This window comes from Pseudobutyrivibrio sp. OR37, from assembly GCF_900113655.1.
GTDB lineage: Bacteria > Bacillota > Clostridia > Lachnospirales > Lachnospiraceae > Pseudobutyrivibrio.
Map to the genome: position 1 here is coordinate 49141 of NZ_FOQF01000002.1, position 20314 is coordinate 69454.

Sequence of the window (20314 nt, forward strand, 5' to 3'; positions counted from 1 at the left end):
TTAAATAATTAGCTTTCCAATTCTTTTTTATCCAAGAATCTATCAAAATATAGCTTTATAAGAGCTGCTACTGGAACTGCCACAAGCATTCCAACAAATCCACCTAAAGCACCGCCACCAATAAGAGCTGCCACTACAAGTAGTGGGTGAATCTTTATGTTGCTGCTTAAAAGCCTTGGATTAACAACATTTCCATCTATTAGCATTATCACAAAAAGTGAAATCATGCCAGCTATCAGTTCATTATATGAACCTGTTGGCAGACATACAAGAATAACTGCACAGTATCCTACAATTGGTCCAACGTAAGGAATCAGATTTCCTATTCCTACCAGCAATGCAATAAGAAGTGCCTCTGGGACACCTACTATCGTAAATACGATACCTGTAAGAATGCAGACGATTGATGCATCTATAAACTGCCCTCTAAGATAGCCTGAGAATATTTTATCAGCATCATGCCAAAATTGCTCTACTCTTTCTTCATTTTTTTTGCCAGTAATGATGGCAAAGGCTCGCTTCCAATAATCCTTGATTCTTCTTCCATCTAGCATAAAATAAATAGAAAAAATAATTCCAAAGAATAGCCCTGTAACTACATCCTTTACAGAAATAGCGGCCTTAATAAGTACATCGCTGAACTGATTTACTGAAAACCCCTTAGATGTAAGCAAATCCTCGATAGACTTGAACAATTCTTGTGTGTCCTGCTCTATCAAATCTCCTAATCCTAGAACTGTTTCCAAATTTATGGCAGAAACGTTCTTATATATAGTAAGCACAATAATAACTATCACTGCAGCAAGGCAAACAATTATCAATAGAAAGCTCAGAAAGATTGCCAAATATCTGGCCCACTTGTGTTCCTTCTTTTTATTGAAAAGACCTTCGAACTTATCCACTATAGGTGATAGTAAATAACAAATAATTCCGCCAATAACCACAGGCTTAAGCACTGCAGTAAAAATGCTCCAAAGTCTATTCCAAAAAGCCCCTGAAGAATACAGCACACCAAGGATAACAATAGTTAGTATCACTGTTGCAGAAGCATATCCACAAATTTTCACATATTTCTTATCTAGTGATTCCCATAGTTTCTTCATGAAAGCCCCTCCTATCAATCCCTTTATGGTCATATTCTAACAAAAAAGACCAGTAGTATATATACTGATCTTCTTAAAATTTTATTAAATTTATAAACTTTAAAACAGACCCCAAAACATTTCCCAATTAGTTATATTAACTATTTTATTTTCATGTGTTTTTTCATCATCATAACAAAAGCCACAAACAATATTGCACTTGAAATAAGAATGCTTCTAATTCCAAGCTTGAGCGATAGGATTCCACCTACTCCAGCGCCAATGGCAAATACAAATATGATTCCGTAATAGTGAAGGGCCTTCTTTAATGCCCCCTTCTCACGACTGCGCAAGAATACTGAAAAGCTATCGGTGCCACTTCTGAGATTTCCAATGCACATGGTGCTGGCATAAGGATATCCATTCACCTTTCTAAAGGACTGCACCTGCATAGCACAGGCAAGAGATACAAGTGCGTTTGCAAGCATATTATAAGAAGTAGGAATAAAAGCTACCCCAGCAAGAATTATGATTTCCAGCAATACTACCATCTGTCGCCAATGCATCTTTTTGGAATGCTTGAAACGATGGCTCAGCTGTTCCGCCACCAAAATACCAACTGCAAAAGCAAAAATTGGCATTAAGTAATGTAAGCCCTGGACCCATTCACCAGACATAATGTGTTGGCTCATAAGTACGATATTGCCTGTTTGGGCGTTTGCGAATACCTTGTCCCTAAGATTGTAGGTGTAGGCATCCTGAAAGCCTCCTGACAAAGATATGATTGCTGATAATACAAATGATTCTGAGGTTTGTTTTGTTCTCATGATTAGCTACTTCCTCTTCAACGATTTTAAATATGATTTGCGCTCATCAGTCACCCTGTAACTTTCAATAGCCTTTTGGATGGTTTTGTTGTGAGTCCAGGTATCTAAAACATTGTTTTCAATATAAGCGATTGCGCTATCATATTGCTTTGCCAAAGCTGTTGCAAAATACCAGGCAATTGCCATATTGATATAGTATTCATCAGATTTAACTTCTGATATAAGCTTTAGATAGTTTTCATCAAAATCATCATCAAGAAACTGAGACATAAATGTGACTATTGCAAATCTAACTGTGTAGGTATCATCCGACTGAAGCCACTTTAAAAGATAGGGCTTTAAAAGCTCATGATTCTTCTTAAAGCACTTTGGTGACATCTGATCACAGGTAGCCCAATTGTCTACATAAGGCAAAAACCGCTCAAGCAAACCTATGCATTCGTCGAAATCCTTTGTCTCGGAAATAATAAATGCATGCAACTGATTTTCATCAAAATACTGATGTGGCAAATCATTTAAAAAATCTGCTACATCCTCTCGCTTATAATACTTCTTTGCCAGCTTTCTTAGAAGCGGAGTTCTAACACCAATCGCTGAATTTTCAGCAATGGTAGGTGTTAGCTTGCTCTGAAAATCTCTGTACTTTATGTCCTGATTTGCAAATAAATCTTTCTTGATTTCTTCTACTATCATGTTAGACACCTTTAACTACATACTGATAATTCCAAACACGTTAAGTATAGCACTAACCAAAATAATAACAACAAATAGAGGACAAAGGAATTTAATCATAAATGAGAAAACGCCCTTTCTCTTAAATGGATGGTCTTCCTGCTCCACCTCTGCTATTAGATTTTCAACTGTCATAAACTTTGTAATAAGAATACATGTAGCAAGGGCAGCTATTGGCATCATTACAGAATTTGTAAGGAAATCAAAGAAATCCAAAAACTGCATTCCGATGATTCTAACATTTGCAAGTGGTCCGTTGCCAAGTGATGAAAGACTTCCAAGTACTACCATAATCACTGCCATTACGTTTGTTCCAAACTTTCTGCTCCAGCCAAATTCATCTGTAAATGTAGAAACGGCACTTTCTGTAAGAGCGATAGCGCTTGTTACAGCTGCAAATAATACAAGTGCAAAAAACAGAATGCCGATGATTCTACCAAAGCCCATGCTTGCAAAGATTTTTGGCATTGTAATAAACATAAGGGATGGACCAGCGTTAAGTGTGCTCTGGTCTCCACCTGAAAAAGCAAATACAGCTGGGATAATCATAAGGCTGGCCATGATTGCGATTGCTGTATCAAAAATCTCTACCTGCTCTGTTGATTCTTCGATGCTGACTTCCTTTTTAACGTAAGAACCAAATGTAATAAGAATACCCATAGCAATAGAAAGAGAATAAAACATCTGTCCCATTGCTGTAACGATTGTCATGATTGAAAAGTTTTTAAAATTTGGTATAAATAAATATTTAACACCGCTAAGTGCTCCTGGTCTTGTAACTGAATATACGCAGATAACAAGTGCAAGCACAACTAAGATTGGCATTACAAACTTTGAAACTCGCTCAATTCCATTTTCAACACCCATATAAATAACAAGAAGAACTAGTATCGCAAATACGATAAACCAAAGCTCTGGTCCATAGGTGTCAGTGATGAAATTAACAAAGAAGTTATCTTCTGCTACAACACTGGCATCACTTCTAACATATTCAAACAAATACTTACAAACCCATCCACCTATAACTGAATAGTATGGAACAATCAAAATAGGGATAACGGCATTTATCCAGCCACCGATTTTCATAAGAAGTGAGTTGTTACTAAGTTGATTAAAGGCTCCTACCGGGCTCTTTTGTGTCGATCTACCAATGGCTGTCTCTGCCACAATCATTGTATAACCAAATGTTAACGCTAAAACTATATATACGATGAGGAAAATGCCTCCTCCATATTTAGCACACAGATATGGGAATCTCCAAATATTTCCTAGGCCTACTGAGGCTCCCGCTGCTGATAAAACGAAGCCAATTTTTCCAGAAAAGCTTCCACGTTTAGCTTTCTTCAATTTTATACTCCTCCATAACGCTTTAATACTTTAAGCTGCTAAATTAATGCATTCAAGTAGTATATCAAAAAAAAATGCATCTAGGAAGACTCTAGACACATTTTTGGGTAATCAAACTATCTGAGGGGCAGTCTTTTTGAGGGTCTAGTTTGAGGGTACGGTTTGAGGGGCACTTTTGAGGGCACCTATATCATCATACAAATTAAAACATACTGAAATGACCTCTTTAGGCATTCCATTTTTCATTACACTATCAATCCATTCTGAAATTCTATAATACATATCATCCTCCACGGTATTTTTATACAACAGTTACTTCTATAAATGCAAACCCTAAAAGCTTATTGTTTATTATCAATTCTTTTATCCTTTCTGATACGAATATATACATAGGTGAATCTTTTAAAATAAAAATATCATGTCCTATTACCTCTGTTTCTTTGAGTACAAATCTTCTAAAGGATTTCATTTCAATATCACCATATTTTAATAGTACAAAATCAGATTTTTCAAAATCAATGGCATTATTCAAAACATCTATTATATTTAATGCATATGCATTTATAGGTTTATTATGACCGGCATAATCGCTTACAACCAATGGTAAAAACTGACAAGAGCCCTCTATCGAACAGTATTTATTTAACAAGTACTTAAATTTTTCAGAAACTATAAGCCAATCCAAATTGTTTGAAATAAAATCACTAATAATATTACCCTCATTCGAATCATAACTAAAAATAATATTATTCCACTCAGTAATTGCTCTTCCAGCATGTAAACAATATTCGTCATTAGAGCCTATATTATAATGATCACAATTAATATAATCTTTTGAATTATCTCCATCATACATTAGTTTATAATAATTCATGTGAATCTCCTTGCTTAAAATTTATATCCTTTATAAAGCATTTCTGGTGTAATAGAATCTGTAAATGCCTTATATAGTGATTTAAATATTTTAACATCACCTCTAGCAATACTATCTATCTTCTCCATGTTTTTTAGAACATAATCATGATATGCATATGTGTGCCGTCCTTGATGAGGCATCATTGCTTTATTCCAATTTCCATCTAAATTTAATCCATATTTTTTTACTATTTTATTAAACTTAGGTGTGTATTTTTTACTTTTATTTGTTGCAAAATGATGTGTTTGAAGTGGTTTCTCACTAACTGCACAAGTATTATGCACTAGTACTTCATTCTCACCAACAAAGTAGGTATGGTAATCCTCTACTGCAAAATTATATACAGTGACCGGCTTAGTTAAGTGCTCTTTATTCTTTTTCTCTAAATGAAGCTCTTTTCCATTGTCATCTACAAGAGTATCAGAATATCTCAGCTCTCCAGCCTTAACAAAACCTCTTTCTAGTGTATAGAATGGATGTCCTTCTGTAGTAGTAAATTCTTCACCATCTATGGTTAAGTACACTACATCATAAGTATCATGCTCATACTGTTCCTGTACCAGCTGTAGCTACAGTTACTACTGCAAGAGCTGTGATTAAGCCTAATCCTATTACTACCTTCTGCGTATTAGTAAGCTGTGGCCACTCACCTGACTGATTGCCTTACCCCGCATCGTTATTTTTTTGGTAAATTATATATACCCATATAATAAGCTTTCTGTTGACAATATTGTGTCCCAGAAAACTTATTATACCAGGTTCTATAGCTTATCTTTATTCCATCTAAAAATAGTATTTTATGATTCGCTGTTTTTTAACTCATGAGAAAAAAACAATTATAGTTTTCATCTATGTAGTACACATTACTCTTATAATCAATAATGTACCCATTTCCCTGTGGAATAAAAATGTATTTATTACTTTCAAATCTATTCAATTTTAGAATTTTACCTGTTTCATTATCTACTATCATAAATGTACTACCACCCTTCAGATAATCAAACACGTCTAGTATTAATATATTCTTTGATTCAAAATAATAGATTTTCAAAGCATGTCCATATTTTTCAATATTAAGTTCCCACTCTTTATTTGCTTCATATGAATATTTAAGAACAGCACCACCTATCTCGGATATTATTACCCCATCTGGGACTCCAACAGGATTGAAAAAAGAAAACGTTTTTGACTTTATTTTTTTTCCATTTATTAAAAGGACATTTTCTTTATGTAATATGATGTCACCATTGAATAAATTGTTAAAAACACGGTAATTGTTTTGAGTTTCGCAAATGTTATCCACAAAGTTATAAATATGAGTTTTATTTTTCTCTCCTATCATTACAACAGATAAATTATAAAAATCAATCCAATCAATTCTTTTAAATAATGCTGTTTCAAAGATTACTTTTTTCTCTTTATTTGAGTATATGGAAACTTTTCCTTTCCCATAATCACTATATACAGCAGAAGCAACTAAATCACCATCATCGGATACGGAAAATCTTTCTCCTCCAAATGATCCAGGCAATGTTACACAATATGATATATTGCGTGTCAAAGAAGATATGATATTTATATTTACAATATCATCTCCAACAGGCTCTATTGTCCCAATATAATCATTATTATTTGATTTAAAAAAATCGTTATACACCAAAAATTTGCTCCTTTTTAAATCTTCTTGGGTAAAGAATTCACAAACTTAAATATTTGCTTTGCTTCTGCTGTTATAGAATAATCTTAATGCCAAATCATTTATCAATTAATTTTTCAAGCAATTTATTATAATCGTTTATTAAGTCTCTAAACATCAAATCATATTGATTATTCATATTCAAAAACTCTATATACCCTTTTATAGTTGAAATGACTTGTCTTTTTAATTCATCATAAGGCACTATTTGATTACCCCAATATCTAGAATGGATAGTCGGGTTCTTCATCACTAATTCAACATCTTTTACCCCGCTCATTTTTTCATTGTCAAGAATGCTAATTATTACATCATCATTCATTCGCTTAAATTCTATCCAAACATTATTTGATTCAATATCACTTAAAACAACGTAGTTTTTTATTTCTAAATAATATAAAGCACGACAAATTCTATCAAACCAAGCATTCAAATCTTCTGTGTCCATTACACCATCTAAATCTTTTGAATACATATCGCCATATATATATCCATTTACACAAAATTGAATATAACCTTCCTGCCCTTTAAACTCATCCCACTCATGTGGTATTATCCTATAATTAATTTCAAACATACTCTTTCCTACCTAAAATCTTCAACAACATATTTATATAAACCAAATGCCGTTTGAAATACTCCATTTGCATCAATTGCTACTTTTATAATTTCACCATGTATTTTTATGGCAGTGGTAGCCCCTATTTTATTTTGACTTAATAAAATATTATATGCCTCTTGAGTGTACTCGGCTATTTGTTGAGGCGTCCAATTTTTACTAAAGAAAGTAGTACTCGCTAATTTATTTGCTAACTGTTGATCTGTTAAATAACTCGCTTGTTGTTGCATACTTGCAAAAGAGTGTTTACTTATATGTCCAATACTTTTATTTGACAGCTTTGAAAAATTTGTAGTACACATATTGTGCACCAGTACTTCTTTCTCACCAACAAAGTAGGTATGGTAATCCTCTACTGCAAAATTGTATACAGTGACTGGCTTAGTTAAGTGCTCTTTATTCTTTTTCTCTAAATGAAGCTCTTTTCCATTGTCATCAACAAGAGTATCAGAATATCTTAGCTCTCCAGCCTTAACAAATCCTCTTTCAAGTGTGTAGAATGGATGACCTTCTGTGGTTGTAAACTCTTCACCATCAATGGTTAAATACACTACATCATAAGTATCATGCTCATAGGTCTCTAGTACAGGCTTATAGTCTATTTCACCAGTGTCAGGATTCTCCGCAAGTACATAATCGCCAACTTCAATATCCTCAATAGGAACTTCTCCATCTACTGTGCATACTAGCGTTCCTGCTACAAAGCAGTGAGGTGATTTCATACCTCCTGTAACTGCTCCTGTAACTGAGCCCCACATAAATCCATCTGCAGCTCCGTCTATTGCAGCTTGCTTCGCCGCTTGGGCATCACCAGTTGCTAGATATGCAAGCCCTCCGCTCATTACCGCTTCCGATGCTGCTCCTGAAACCGAACCAATAATGGCACCATTTAGCATACCGTATGCAGTACAGGCTAATGGTGCTCCTACACCAGCAGTAGCTACTGTTATTGCTCCTACCACAGCTATAGTTGTAATAACCGCTAGTCCAACAGCGATTTTTTGATTATTTGTAAGCTCTGGTAAATATCCGCTAGCATCCTTTTGATTTACGGGATTATTATTACAGTACTCGAATAGATTATACCCATTTACATCCTCAGATACACCAGCAATAATACTATCCGCACTAATAAATCTATGCACTGCAGGGTCGTAGTATCTTGAATTCAGGTAATAAAATTTTGTCTCTGAATCGTAATAATATCCTCTATACCTCAGAGGATTTCTATTAAGTATATCATTTTCATCCTTTACCTTTAAGGATGTATTTTCTGTAATAGAAACTACTTTTCCCCAAAGATCATATTCATAGTTACCAATAAGAGCAGAATCACTACATCTATATAGACCAACGATGTCTCCTTGGGCATTCTTTGTAAAGAAATATCTAGTCTCTGTAGATAACTCTCCATCTACCTTCTTCTGGTAACCAATTTCAATTACTGTTCCTTCAGAATCATAATAATAATTGATTCTGTCTGAACCTGTCTCTTCCGCAAGAAGCTTTCCCGAATTATAGATATATGTGGTTGTGTCACTTCCTACCTTCTTCGATAGTCTCTGTCCATCACTTAAATATCCATAAGTTATATTCTTACCATATCCAGAAACAGATACTAATGCATTATTAATTGCATCCCACTCCATATTCTTTCCTAGATATCTTGTAGGATGACCCATCGCATCATATTCTATGCTATGACCGTTATATGAAACAAGCTTATCTTTCCATTTTTCATCATAGACAAAATAATTAGTTTTCTTTGTTCCATCATCATTTACTACTATTTCAGAAACTATATTACCGCCTCTATCATATTTATAGCTGTACGCTTTAGTTTCTCCATTTTCATATGTTTCAGTAGCATTTTTGATTTCGCCAAACGCATCATACTCATATGTTCTATTATTTTTTGCAGTAGCTAGTTCCTTTGCAGTGAGAACTTTATTAGCATTTCTAATAGTTAGAATATTTCCATTCGCATCATAAGTATAATCGAAGCCTGAAACTGTAGCAGTACCGATATTATTAGCATATCTAGATATCTTGTTCTGTGTACCTATATAACCTTTGTTTGATGCTATGCCATTAGCATATGTGTAATTAATTGTATGCTGTTTAGCAGCTGCTGCATTTTTTACTGGCTTATATGTAACTCGTTTACTACGTCTAAGCTTATCATATGCATTAGTTTTTGAACTACCTGAAGGAAATGTAACTACATTTTCCTTACCATCTTTTTGATAAGTATATTTATATGACTGCGCTTTTCCATTAAGAATATATGTAGCTTCTTCAACCGAACCAGCAGTATTATAGATAAACTGGTTAACCGACGAATAATTGATTCCATTTACCTTACCCTTAACCCGTGTTCTAACTACATCTTTTGAAGCGTTATAGTCATATTCTGTAGTAATATTGTTTAATTCATCTTTTTCCTCAGCAACATTGCCATCATTATCATACTTATACGACTTTGTTGTATGTTTTTCTCCATTTACAGACGTATTTACTGCAGTTACATTTCCATACTCATCATAATCAGTATATTGTACTGTTCCGTCTGCAAAATGTGTCTCTCTCAGACTTCCATTATATGCATTATAAACATTAGATTGAGTAACCTGCCCAGCTATTGATGTAGATAAAACATTTCCAAAAGTATCATATTCATACTCGTACTCAAATCCATTATGCTTAATACTCTTTAGATCTGAAAAACTTCCATATGTATAATAAACCTCTCTGCTTTCAGTTCCTGATGAACGCTCTACCTTTTTTATATGATCATTTTCATCATATGTATACTTAATCTTTCCGTTATTATCACCGTCAAAGGCTGGTAATGTTTCTGACATCTTAAGGCCACTATCACTATCATATTCATAATATGTAGTTGCGCCATTATTGGAAGTTGTAGAGCTTAGATAATTACCATCATCTGTATAAGCATTCTTTGCATATAAAGCAAGTGTTTTCTCTCCCTCAGCAGTAACAACCGAACGCTCCTCCAATGTCAACTGATTGCCATACTTATCGTATGTCATAACAGTTTTATTAGGACCACAGTTCGATGAGACTGTGCTTACCTGATTAGTTTTATTATAAGCTATAGTCTGTTTAGCTCCTGAAGGCGAAGTAACTGCATTAACTCGGTTATATGCATCATAAGTCTGTTGTGTCTGCTTCTTTCCTTGATTTACAGCTTTTTTTGTGCCATTTGTATTATATTCATTGGTGCAAACCTCATTACGAGAAAGCTGTAAATCATCAATATATAAATCACCAATATTATCGTAGAACTGAATAGATATTTCTGTTGAGCCCCACTTATGATTTGGAAGAATAAGAGTAAAGTATTTCCATCCTTCACTATAATCATCCAAACCTAATGTCGATTCAAATACTGCATTGTCATCTGCGTGATATGCTCTAACCTTTAATGATCTTCCATTTCTAACAGGTGTTGTATTAGTTTTAATCCATCCACTCAGCACATAAGACTCTGCGCCTGCTCCAAGATTAGTAGAGAATTTCAAGAACTTATTGCGTCCTGGCTCTCCTGTAATATGATAGCATTTTCCACCATCTACACCTGTAGAGATAATTTCATCTCTATAAACACCCTTAGTATAATTACTCCACTTATATGGAGTGTCAGTTTTTGTAAGTTCAAAATTTCCATCTTCAAGAATGTTGTACTGATTTGCAACATCACCTGTTTCAAGCTGGAATGAATCACAAGAAACTATTCCTTTTCCAACATTAGTGCCACCCTCAGCTTCTGCAGCAACCTCTATTGAAGAAGTTTCCTTTAATTCAAAAGTAACTTTTAATCTTCTCCAACCTTCATCAATACTCTTGATGTTGGATTCATTGATTATCTCACTCTTGTATGTATTTCCATCCTTATCTGTTACCTTAAGAAATACTTTTGTATCTGTAATATTATTTGCTTTTACATAGGCAGATAAAGTATATACTCCTGGTGCCAACGACTCTACGGTCTGCTTAATTCCAGCAGTCTTTAGCTTTAAGTTCTGCATGGTAAACACAGCACACTTTGCACCTATATAAGGATTTGTTGCACCAAATTTGTTTACTCTATTGGTTATTGCAGTATTATCTGTTACATAAGGTGTCCAAGAATCATCATTAAACTCAAAATCATGGTTTTTCAGTATATTGAATGTTTGCCTACCTTTTACCGCATAATCCTTTATTTTATGTCTAGTATTAGAATCATCCTTATTTGCCGCAGACTTTTCACCTGTAGATGTAGATGAAACATAACCTGTAGGAGTTGAACCTGATTCTAATACCATAGCATCAATATATGATGTTCCGGAGCCTGTAGCAAAAACATATACTTGAACATCACTATCTTGATTAATAGTAAAAGATCCATATTGGAATGACCAATCCCCATCTTTTACAGCATATTTTGTAATATCCTGAGGTGATCCATCGTAATTAACAAATACACCAACTGCATTGCTACCTTCATTTTTGACTCTATATGAAACAACATATGTACCTTTACTTAATCGTACGCTTTGATAAAACTTTGCTGTTTCTCCCTTAGGCATAAGTGTTCCACATCTTGATCCTAAATAGCTTGTTCTTGATGTATCCCCTACATAATTCTCATATCCTCTTGGAATAGTCCAACATCCCAAACCATCTTCAAAGCCACCATTACGTAGATAGTTCTGTGATGAACTATTACTCTGATCATTATATGTTGTTCTGGCAACCGCTTTACCGACATTATCTGCGTATGTATATGCTTGCGCACCTAACACTTCATTTTGATTTACTATATTTGAGTATTCTGAGATTTTTCTACCCTGCGAGTCAAATACATATGTATTTATTACATCATCTTCGGTTCCAAAAACATCATCAATACCACTAAATCTAAATTTATTAATGTTATTGATACCATACTCAATAGTGTATGTCTGTCCCTGAGCTTCAAGTGTATGCTCCTCAACCTGACCTACTCTATTTCCATCATATGTATAGTCAACCTCGTAGCCGCTATCATCTCGCATTATGATAAGTTTACCATCTTCACCATAAATATATTTTGCTGTTTTGCCATTTGAGAAAATAACATCTGTCAATTGCCCAAAATCATCATATTTATAGTAATTTTTACCATTTTCAGTACTAGGATTACTTATACTTACAATTCTATGAGCATCATCATATTCGAATAATGATACTCTTCCAACTGCATCTTTTATCTGACTAATATATCCATCTTGAAGAACGGTGTCCCCTATGACCTTTTTAGCGTCTGTTATCTTATTTATAATTGTAGTCATGTTAGCTGCTAATGTCTTTAGAGGAACTGTATTAATGTCTTCAATGGCATTATATGCATTCTGCGCAAGCATTACATTCTTTGCGACTCTATAATCTGTCTGTGCATATATATCAGTAGATAATTCATCTAAAGCCGTTGTAAGAGCATTATAATTATTCTTTTTTTCAAGCTCATCTCTTTTGGTTGTAATTTGCTTATTTGCATATTCTTTAAGTAATGTAGCTTTTTCTATTGCTATATCATAATTTTCTTTGTCGTAAGTAACATCTCCCGCCTGATAGCTAACCTCTACTCTATTAGCTTCTGTAGGATTCTTTACATCAGGTGACTTACCATTTTCATATTGATTCGAATCAGTAATTAATGCTAATCTACCATTTCTATCAAAATACTTAACTGTGGTAGAACTTTTATCAATTAATTTGATTGGGTATTTATTCTTTAATACGTTATCAGTTACCTGAACAATATAAAGTTTAAGACCATCCTCATCACGAGCTGATGGATAAGGATTATTTGTTTTGGCTGTTACTGCACCTCCATTCTGAAGATATGATACATTTTCAGCCTTAAAGTAATGCTTTGTACCATCCCCATCAGTATAAACATATGGATATGCAGTTATATCCAACTCATCTAATGGTACTGTGATTCTTTCCTCATAATTAAGCTTCCATTTCTGATTACTGTCAGCATTAGAGTTATAGACATGTTGAATGTTTAAATTCTTTCTAAGACCATTAGTTGATACGTCATTATTTACTACTGTAAGAGCTCCAGTATAATCATTTATATACCCTTCTCCCGCAGTACCAACGGCTGTCTGATGTGTTCCCCAATAATCTTCAATACCAACAGAATCTCTGTATGTAATCTTCAAATATGGTTTAGCTTTTGCAATTGATAATGCAACATTACCAACGCCTTTTCTTGCTTCATCATATGACATAATAGCCAAACCATAATTAGGGCTAATACCTTCATACCATTCCCTAACAGTCTTTGTTATATCAAAAAATTTGTGACCAACTTTAATATAATCTATATTTCTGTCATCAAAGGTTGGCTGTGTATCCCATGAAGATATTGTTTTATCTTCAACATTCTTAAACTGCCAAGGACTTGTTATTTTTCTAATTACCAAGTATTCACAACCATCTTTCCCTGGTGTCTCAACATTTTTACTTGTAACATTTAATTCTGCTGAAGAAATAATCTTATTCGCTTTTAGTTCTGGAAGATTAAATCTAACAAAAGATCTATAAAGGCAATTATCCTTGACACTTTTCCCTGCTAATAAAGTATCGCTTATCAGTGCACTAGTTGAACTGACACAACAAGTATCAACATTCTTCATCTCAACTACAGGTTTGATAATAGGATCAATCACAACAGGATAACTAGCTGACGCCAACCATTCTTCATCTGCTTTAACTGTTAAATAGATGTAATCATCATCTTCTTGATTTTCATCTTCTGCTTCTTCAATTTCTACTTTAGAATCATCAACAACCTTTGAAGATTCTTCTATCTTTTCTTCTGAATTCTTTTCTGAAGCAGTCTCTGGCTCTTTTTCTACGTCGGAATCTGAATCATCTTCTGATTTTTCATCTATTTCAGAATCACTCTCAGACTCCGCTTCTGACTCCTCCTCTGATTCCTTTTCTGATTCCTTTTCTGATTCCTTTTCTGTAGCCTCTGTTATCTCTTCTTCAACTTCTTCAGTTTCCTCTTTAACGGTATCTTTTTTCTTTTCTGAAGATTCGTTGTCTTCAGCATCTTTTAATTTCTTTACATCCTTGGATTCGTTAACTACATTGGATTCATTTATATCCTTAGATTCCTCAAAAATCTCTGTTACTTCTTCATTTTCTTTGCTATCAGCATTAACGATTTTCTTTGCATCCTCGGAATCCTTTTCATTACCAAAGGAATACCAAACAGCATCAGAATATTCTCCATTAGCATCTTCCATAAATGGAGCTGGGAATATATATTTAGTATCCCCACTCTCTTCATCATACAATTCAACTTCATTTGCTAAATTGATTCTTGCCTTCAATCCATTAAGATTAATTTTAAATGTAAAATTATTCCCAATCTCACGATTATCAACAATAATGCTTTCCTTTACTCCATCGCTTAATGGCTCATATTCCAGCTTAGTACCATCAGCATAACCTTCAAAGGAAATATTTGAACTACTAATTACATGTCCATAAGTAGCTAAATCTTCCAGATTTTCTTCGCTATCTTCCTTTTCAACCTTTAAATCTGTATGATTATTCTCCGCATTTTCAGGAGCATCAACATATTCCCAATTGATTTGATAATCATCTGCTTCAAATACAACTTGTCCCTTACTTTCTTCCGAATCTGTAAAAAGAACTTTATAATTATTTTCAGCATTTTCATATCCTTCTTCTGTTTCAACCAGAGAATTATCGATTTCAATCATAGCTCCATTCTCTGCAACATAGTGTACTGGTTGAGCATATACTACAACTGCCCTTGAACCATCACTAAGCAAATATTCTTTACTATATTCATCTCTAGACGAGATTATTTCACTTACAATAGTTTCATCATCATTCGAATTTACATCTATAAATTCGTCATCATCATTGGCATTATTTTGTTCTATAGTACTTCCAGATTCTTTTGCAAATACTTCTAAATTTTCATTAGTAAAAACGATAGAAGCAATAAGCACCAAGGATATAATTCTTTTAGTCCATATCACCAGTCTCTTCTTCAATCGATTCATCCTCCCTATACTCGTCTGTTAATTCTTCACTATCACTTTCAGCATCAGATGGAATATTCTCTGATGTCTCATCTTCTATTTCTTCAATAACTACAGTCTCATCTTCATCATTGAAAACATCTATTATTACACTGTTCTTTAATAAAGTAGAAACATCATATTCTTCAAGAATTAATTCCTCTGGCATCTCTACCCTAAAAAGCCATTTAGCTGAAAATTTAGTTCCATCCTTAGGTTTAATTATTATTTCAACATTCTTATTAAGAATTTCCTTTTTAGGCCATAATTTAACAATTCCATTTTCAAATGATGCTTCAATATATTCAGGCATATTAGATGTTACTGTAAATTCTGGACATACTGCCTTAATACTAGCTGATGCTTGATCTGGAGCATTAAATGTTAACGGAAACTCTATTGGAGCATCACTAACTTCTAACATACTAATTTTATTTGTATTAGCTCTGTCTGAAGGAATATAACCTAACTGAATATTCTTAATAACATTTGTAGCTATAAGCTCAATACTTCCACTGACTTTTGTATCATCATTTACTGTAGCAGTAATTGTAACCGGTGAGTAAGAATCAGCTTTAAACGTTACCACTCCATTTCCATCTACAGTAGCCACTGAAACGTTGCTAGATGTAAATTTAAGTGTCTTTGCTGGAGTAGCACCATAATCTGCAATTTTCTTTACCGCTAGCTTAATAGCACTTCCCTTAGCTACATACTTGCTTCTTCCATCAGGTATAGATAATTCTAATTTTGATAATGGATTTGTAACATTAATCTCTACGCTTTTTTGGATAACTACGCCGTTCTGGTTTTTAGAACCATCTATAGCCACACATTTTATGGTACATTTTCCAGTCATTTCTCCTGTAACAACTACATACCCTGACTGGTCAACAGTAGCAATTCTTTCATCTGAACTACTAAAAACATAAGGGCAATTCTTTCCTGTTACGCCATCCATTTTCCAAGTAATATTTGCATTTAATTTATAATCAACGGGGGTTTCCTCTGTAACTTTAACCCTATATAGGTTAATTGTCTTACCTACCCTATTGCCATTATTATCATCAAAATTAATAGCTTTAATTCCTGCTTTGTTAATAGCAACCTTCTTTGTTGTGTACACTGCTGAGTCTTCGTCTGCTTTTGCAATAACGTTAACAGAATCTATCTGACAATCTTTTGTTACACTCAATACTCCTGTTTTTGAAATATTTACACCTTTATTTTCAGGGTAAACACTCCAGACCAATTTCTTATTTGTTGCACTAGCAGGAAAAGCACTGGCGGTATATTTAACCGAATTCAAACCACCTACTAATTCATTTCCTGTTATTTCAATATGCTCTACAGGCTCGATAACCTTTACAATAAATGACTTTGTTAATAATTTGCCATTACCATCTTTTGTTCCATCTATAGCTTGGCACTTAATAGTAGCCTTTCCTGTGGTATTACCAGTAACCTGAATATGACCTTCCTGATCGACAGTAACAAGGTTCTCATCTGAACTAATAAACTTATACGCTTTATAATCTATAATTGCATTTTTATTGACCCAAGTAATGCTTGGAGTCACTATAGTGTCTATCTTTGTGTTATCTGTAATCTTAGTTCTGTAAAGAGTAATAGTCTTACCTAAAACTGAATCGCCTTTATCATCAAGAACGTTTATAGTCTCGATTGCCGTACTATTTATTGCTACCTTTTTCTTTTCCAAAATCTCTTTATTATCCTTAGAAGTAGCAATTACTTCAATACTGTTAAGTGTGCACTTTGCATCAATCTTCAATGCTCCAGCAGCTGTAATTGTAGCTCCACTATTTTCTGGCACTACACTCCATAAGACTCCTTTATTTGTCGCATTTGAGGGTGTCACGTTTGCCTTGTAGGTAGTACTCCTTCCAGCAGCGAGCACATCATTCCCTACAATTTCAATCTTTTCCACATCCACCTTAACTGCCGCCTGTGCATCACGCACCATTAACGTGAATACAGTCAACATAAAAATGCTAAAAATAAGCATTTTGTTGAGGACTCTCGTCCATCCCTTTTCTTTCATATCATTTTCTCCTTAAAAAAATATATAAAAAACACCAACAGCATGTGTACTTCCATGTTGTTGGTGTTAATTCTCCAATCCATATTTTCCCCATGATGTCCCGTTATTCGTCATCTTATATGCATGTGCGCATGATAATGCTATAAGATATTATCATGGGTCATTTTACAAATCAATATTTTTCTTGAATATTTACCTCGATAAAATACTAATGAGATGAAATTAAAGATTATTATTTTCTGAACTATTTTCTGGTGGCTCAGGTCTATTATCAGGGTCAAAATCCTCTGGGAGATTGTCAGGATTAAAACTACCATTATCTCTTTTTCCACCTTGACCTTGCATTCTGCCTTGATGACCTTGTCCACCTAGACCTCCGCCTGAGAAAGTCTCGCCAGTTATATTATTGTCTCCTCCATTTTCAGTGATAGGACTATTACTGCCGCCTGTAGCAGTCACCTTTCCTCCATTGATGATTATAGTAGCGTTATCTGCATCCAGCGCTCCCTCTGGGGCATCAGCGCCTGTAGCATTCACTTCACCACCGTTGATACTTATACATCCCTCAAATCCGCCATTGCTATCAATAGCATCGTTCTCTGTACTAGTTACTGTAACTGTACCGTCATTTATTTCAATGTAGCAGCTACTATTAATACCATCATCCACAGAATTTACAGTTAAATCGCCACCATTGATAAATAAAAGACTCTTCGATTCAATACCCTCATTTTTACTTGTAACAGTTACGGTACCACCATCTATACTTAAAAGATCATTGGCATGGATTCCGTCCTTCACATTTGAAGTTACATTGATTGTTCCAGACTCTATATATAGCTTGTCATCGCCAGCAATAACATGTTTATAGTTTCCTATTACATTAAGTGTGCCTTCTCCTAAAAAGATTAAATCATCATTGCATGAAATTGTAGCTTTACCAATGTCATTTCCTTCTGAATCGGTTTCATATTCAGAGGCATCCTCCAGGGAATTTGTGGTACCAGCTGCCGTTTCAATATAAAGATTCTTAACCTGCTCAACGTAAATCACAGGCCCCTTTGAACTCTTTAATTCCACTCCATTTAAAATAAGCTTAACATTATCTTCAGTATTAATATGAATAGACACATTATCTGAGCTTCCTGAAAGTGTGTACTCCCCGCCTTCTGTGATAGAAAGGACACCATCATCATCTGTGCATCCACTGCCATCAATGGTTATACCATCAGCTGAAAAGTTAACAGTAGCCTTACTATCCCAATCAGTCTTAACTGTCAGCTCTTTATAGGCAGCTGATGCTGATGCAGCATCAGTATAAGTCGAATCTGTAGCCACCGCTTGGTTAGTAACTTCTGTTTTTGTTTTTTCATCTGATATCGCCTCGATTTTATCTGTATTATTAAAACTACATCCAACCAAAGCCCCAACCAGTAAAAGACCTAAAATACTAATTAAAAATTTATTCTTCATAATTACAACTCCTCTGCTTCATTTACATCACATCTACCACAGATAACAGTGAGATTTCCATTTCTCATTCTAATATCATCCAAGAACTTCTTTTCTTCCTTCTCATCTAAGAGCTTTACTCTATAGTTTATCTCATACATAGACCCCATATTAGTAGTTCTTACTGCAATTAATTTGTGCTCCTTTGTGTACTTAGCAAACAAATCATCAAAAATATCACTGTAATCTAAGTTCTCTGGAATTGTTACCCTCAAATCTTTTTCCTCTGCACTATTTGCACCATACTTAATTGCATTTAATACAAAATAAATTCCGCAGATTAATATTGTAAGTGTTGCTGCTAGAATAATCTCACCAACAGCACATACAATACCAACTGTCATTGAAAAGAATATAAAGCTTATATCCCTGGAGCTTCCCTGTAATGACCTAAATCTTACCAATGAAAAAGCTCCCAAAACTGCAATAGATGTACCAAAGTTACCATTCACAACCAAAAGCACAACACATACAAGAATCGGCAAGGTTATAAGGGTTCTGGCAAAATTCTTTGAAATCTTACTACCTGTCTTCATATAAGTTAGGGAAATGAGTAACCCAAGTATTCCTGCTGCCATAGTATAGATGATTGCTATACTGTTTGTTATTTCCACCTCAGCTGTGGTGGTTCCTAATAATGATGTTAATAATGACTCCATGTTATTTTCTCCTTACGCTTCTTTTAATTGTTTTTTATAGAAATTTCCGTACTTCGAAAAGGAAGTTGGATATATCTTATATTTTGATAAAAGCCTTGCAAACCAAAGAGGCATTGCATCTGATATTTTTACCTCCATAAGCCTTGTACCCTTATCAAGTAGATATTCATTGTCTTCATCACTATATAATGTCAGGTTAGTATCTCTACTTCTGATATTAATATCAAATGTAACTCTAAATTCCGGGTCTTCTTTTCCAAACATTGCGATTCTATCATAAGCTATATATCGCTTAGGCTCTAACGGATAATGACTGAAGAAATAATCTATTTCCTTAAATATCTGATTTGGATTCGATGGAAGCTTGCCGCAAATTAGATATTGCTCCGCTTCCTCCATTGGTATTGCAACACGTCTTTTATTTACTAAGCCTTTGTACTTTTTCTTTATTTCCAGGAAACACATGCTGTCGTATGTTGGGGTTCCGTAGCACCTTACTCTAAACTTTTCCTTATACTTAGGCCCTTCTATAGAAGTTCTAATTAGCTCATCTGTAGGAGTGTCATAATATATATTTCTAATTGTGTGAAGTCCATATTCATCTTCATCCATGTATTCATCTAATTCACTTTTGAATGCATGATATGTTTTTTCATCCAGAAGAAATTTCTTTTCATATCTATTAAATACTTTTTGTATCTGCCCCATATTCTTGTCTCCTTCAAATGACTTGTTT

General features: G+C 34.2%; 14 protein-coding genes. All 14 read right to left on the reverse strand.

All coding sequences use genetic code 11. From position 1 onward, the window contains the following. Nucleotides 1-8 precede the first annotated feature (8 nt). Nucleotides 9-1103: an AI-2E family transporter gene (locus BM097_RS01210; protein ID WP_177197327.1), complete on the reverse strand. Its 1095-nt coding sequence runs from the start codon at nucleotides 1101-1103 to the stop codon at nucleotides 9-11. A 140-nt stretch (nucleotides 1104-1243) separates the two neighbouring features. Then, complete coding sequence (locus BM097_RS01215) at nucleotides 1244-1909, reverse strand: YoaK family protein (protein WP_090545111.1); 666 nt, start codon at nucleotides 1907-1909, stop codon at nucleotides 1244-1246. A 6-nt stretch (nucleotides 1910-1915) separates the two neighbouring features. Beyond that, nucleotides 1916-2602 carry a DNA alkylation repair protein gene (locus tag BM097_RS01220; RefSeq protein ID WP_090545112.1) on the reverse strand — a complete coding sequence of 229 codons (687 nt, stop codon included), beginning with the start codon at nucleotides 2600-2602 and terminating at the stop codon, nucleotides 1916-1918. A gap of 15 nt (nucleotides 2603-2617) precedes the next feature. Further along, a complete protein-coding gene (locus BM097_RS01225) occupies nucleotides 2618-3988 on the reverse strand; it encodes a sodium-dependent transporter (RefSeq protein ID WP_330389521.1) in 1371 nt (456 codons plus the stop codon). Between the two features lie 144 nt (nucleotides 3989-4132). Continuing rightward, nucleotides 4133-4270: a hypothetical protein gene (locus BM097_RS16225; protein ID WP_177197328.1), complete on the reverse strand. Its 138-nt coding sequence runs from the start codon at nucleotides 4268-4270 to the stop codon at nucleotides 4133-4135. Between the two features lie 19 nt (nucleotides 4271-4289). Beyond that, nucleotides 4290-4862 carry an Imm43 family immunity protein gene (locus BM097_RS01230; RefSeq protein ID WP_090545116.1) on the reverse strand — a complete coding sequence of 191 codons (573 nt, stop codon included), beginning with the start codon at nucleotides 4860-4862 and terminating at the stop codon, nucleotides 4290-4292. A gap of 14 nt (nucleotides 4863-4876) precedes the next feature. Beyond that, nucleotides 4877-5467: a polymorphic toxin-type HINT domain-containing protein gene (locus tag BM097_RS16230; protein WP_255406611.1), complete on the reverse strand. Its 591-nt coding sequence runs from the start codon at nucleotides 5465-5467 to the stop codon at nucleotides 4877-4879. 251 nt (nucleotides 5468-5718) lie between these two features. Further along, on the reverse strand, nucleotides 5719-6564 hold the full coding sequence (locus BM097_RS01240; RefSeq protein WP_143084939.1) for a hypothetical protein: 846 nt from the start codon (nucleotides 6562-6564) through the stop codon (nucleotides 5719-5721). A 94-nt stretch (nucleotides 6565-6658) separates the two neighbouring features. After that, entirely contained in the window at nucleotides 6659-7177 is a 519-nt protein-coding gene (locus tag BM097_RS01245; protein WP_090545119.1) for a hypothetical protein, read from the reverse strand. An 8-nt stretch (nucleotides 7178-7185) separates the two neighbouring features. After that, nucleotides 7186-15318 carry a polymorphic toxin-type HINT domain-containing protein gene (locus BM097_RS01250; RefSeq protein ID WP_177197330.1) on the reverse strand — a complete coding sequence of 2711 codons (8133 nt, stop codon included), beginning with the start codon at nucleotides 15316-15318 and terminating at the stop codon, nucleotides 7186-7188. Beyond that, entirely contained in the window at nucleotides 15290-17407 is a 2118-nt protein-coding gene (locus BM097_RS01255; RefSeq protein WP_090545123.1) for an Ig-like domain-containing protein, read from the reverse strand. Before BM097_RS01255 ends, BM097_RS01250 begins: the two co-directional genes overlap by 29 nt. Before the next feature lie 222 nt (nucleotides 17408-17629). After that, nucleotides 17630-18880 carry a carbohydrate-binding domain-containing protein gene (locus tag BM097_RS01260; protein ID WP_090545125.1) on the reverse strand — a complete coding sequence of 417 codons (1251 nt, stop codon included), beginning with the start codon at nucleotides 18878-18880 and terminating at the stop codon, nucleotides 17630-17632. A gap of 2 nt (nucleotides 18881-18882) precedes the next feature. Further along, complete coding sequence (locus BM097_RS01265; RefSeq protein ID WP_090545126.1) at nucleotides 18883-19578, reverse strand: DUF4956 domain-containing protein; 696 nt, start codon at nucleotides 19576-19578, stop codon at nucleotides 18883-18885. A gap of 12 nt (nucleotides 19579-19590) precedes the next feature. After that, nucleotides 19591-20286 carry a polyphosphate polymerase domain-containing protein gene (locus BM097_RS01270; RefSeq protein WP_090545127.1) on the reverse strand — a complete coding sequence of 232 codons (696 nt, stop codon included), beginning with the start codon at nucleotides 20284-20286 and terminating at the stop codon, nucleotides 19591-19593. Between the last annotated feature and the right edge of the window lie 28 nt (nucleotides 20287-20314).

Bases quoted from the DNA above. Each gene is read 5' to 3' on its own strand.
- BM097_RS01210 (WP_177197327.1), bottom strand. From the start codon at position 1,103: ATGAAGAAACTATGGGAATCACTAGATAAGAAATATGTGAAAATTTGT.
- BM097_RS01215 (WP_090545111.1), bottom strand. From the start codon at position 1,909: ATGAGAACAAAACAAACCTCAGAATCATTTGTATTATCAGCAATCATA.
- BM097_RS01220 (WP_090545112.1), bottom strand. From the start codon at position 2,602: ATGATAGTAGAAGAAATCAAGAAAGATTTATTTGCAAATCAGGACATA.
- BM097_RS16225 (WP_177197328.1), bottom strand. From the start codon at position 4,270: ATGTATTATAGAATTTCAGAATGGATTGATAGTGTAATGAAAAATGGA.
- BM097_RS01230 (WP_090545116.1), bottom strand. From the start codon at position 4,862: ATGAATTATTATAAACTAATGTATGATGGAGATAATTCAAAAGATTAT.
- BM097_RS01245 (WP_090545119.1), bottom strand. From the start codon at position 7,177: ATGTTTGAAATTAATTATAGGATAATACCACATGAGTGGGATGAGTTT.
- BM097_RS01255 (WP_090545123.1), bottom strand. From the start codon at position 17,407: ATGAAAGAAAAGGGATGGACGAGAGTCCTCAACAAAATGCTTATTTTT.
- BM097_RS01260 (WP_090545125.1), bottom strand. From the start codon at position 18,880: ATGAAGAATAAATTTTTAATTAGTATTTTAGGTCTTTTACTGGTTGGG.
- BM097_RS01265 (WP_090545126.1), bottom strand. From the start codon at position 19,578: ATGGAGTCATTATTAACATCATTATTAGGAACCACCACAGCTGAGGTG.
- BM097_RS01270 (WP_090545127.1), bottom strand. From the start codon at position 20,286: ATGGGGCAGATACAAAAAGTATTTAATAGATATGAAAAGAAATTTCTT.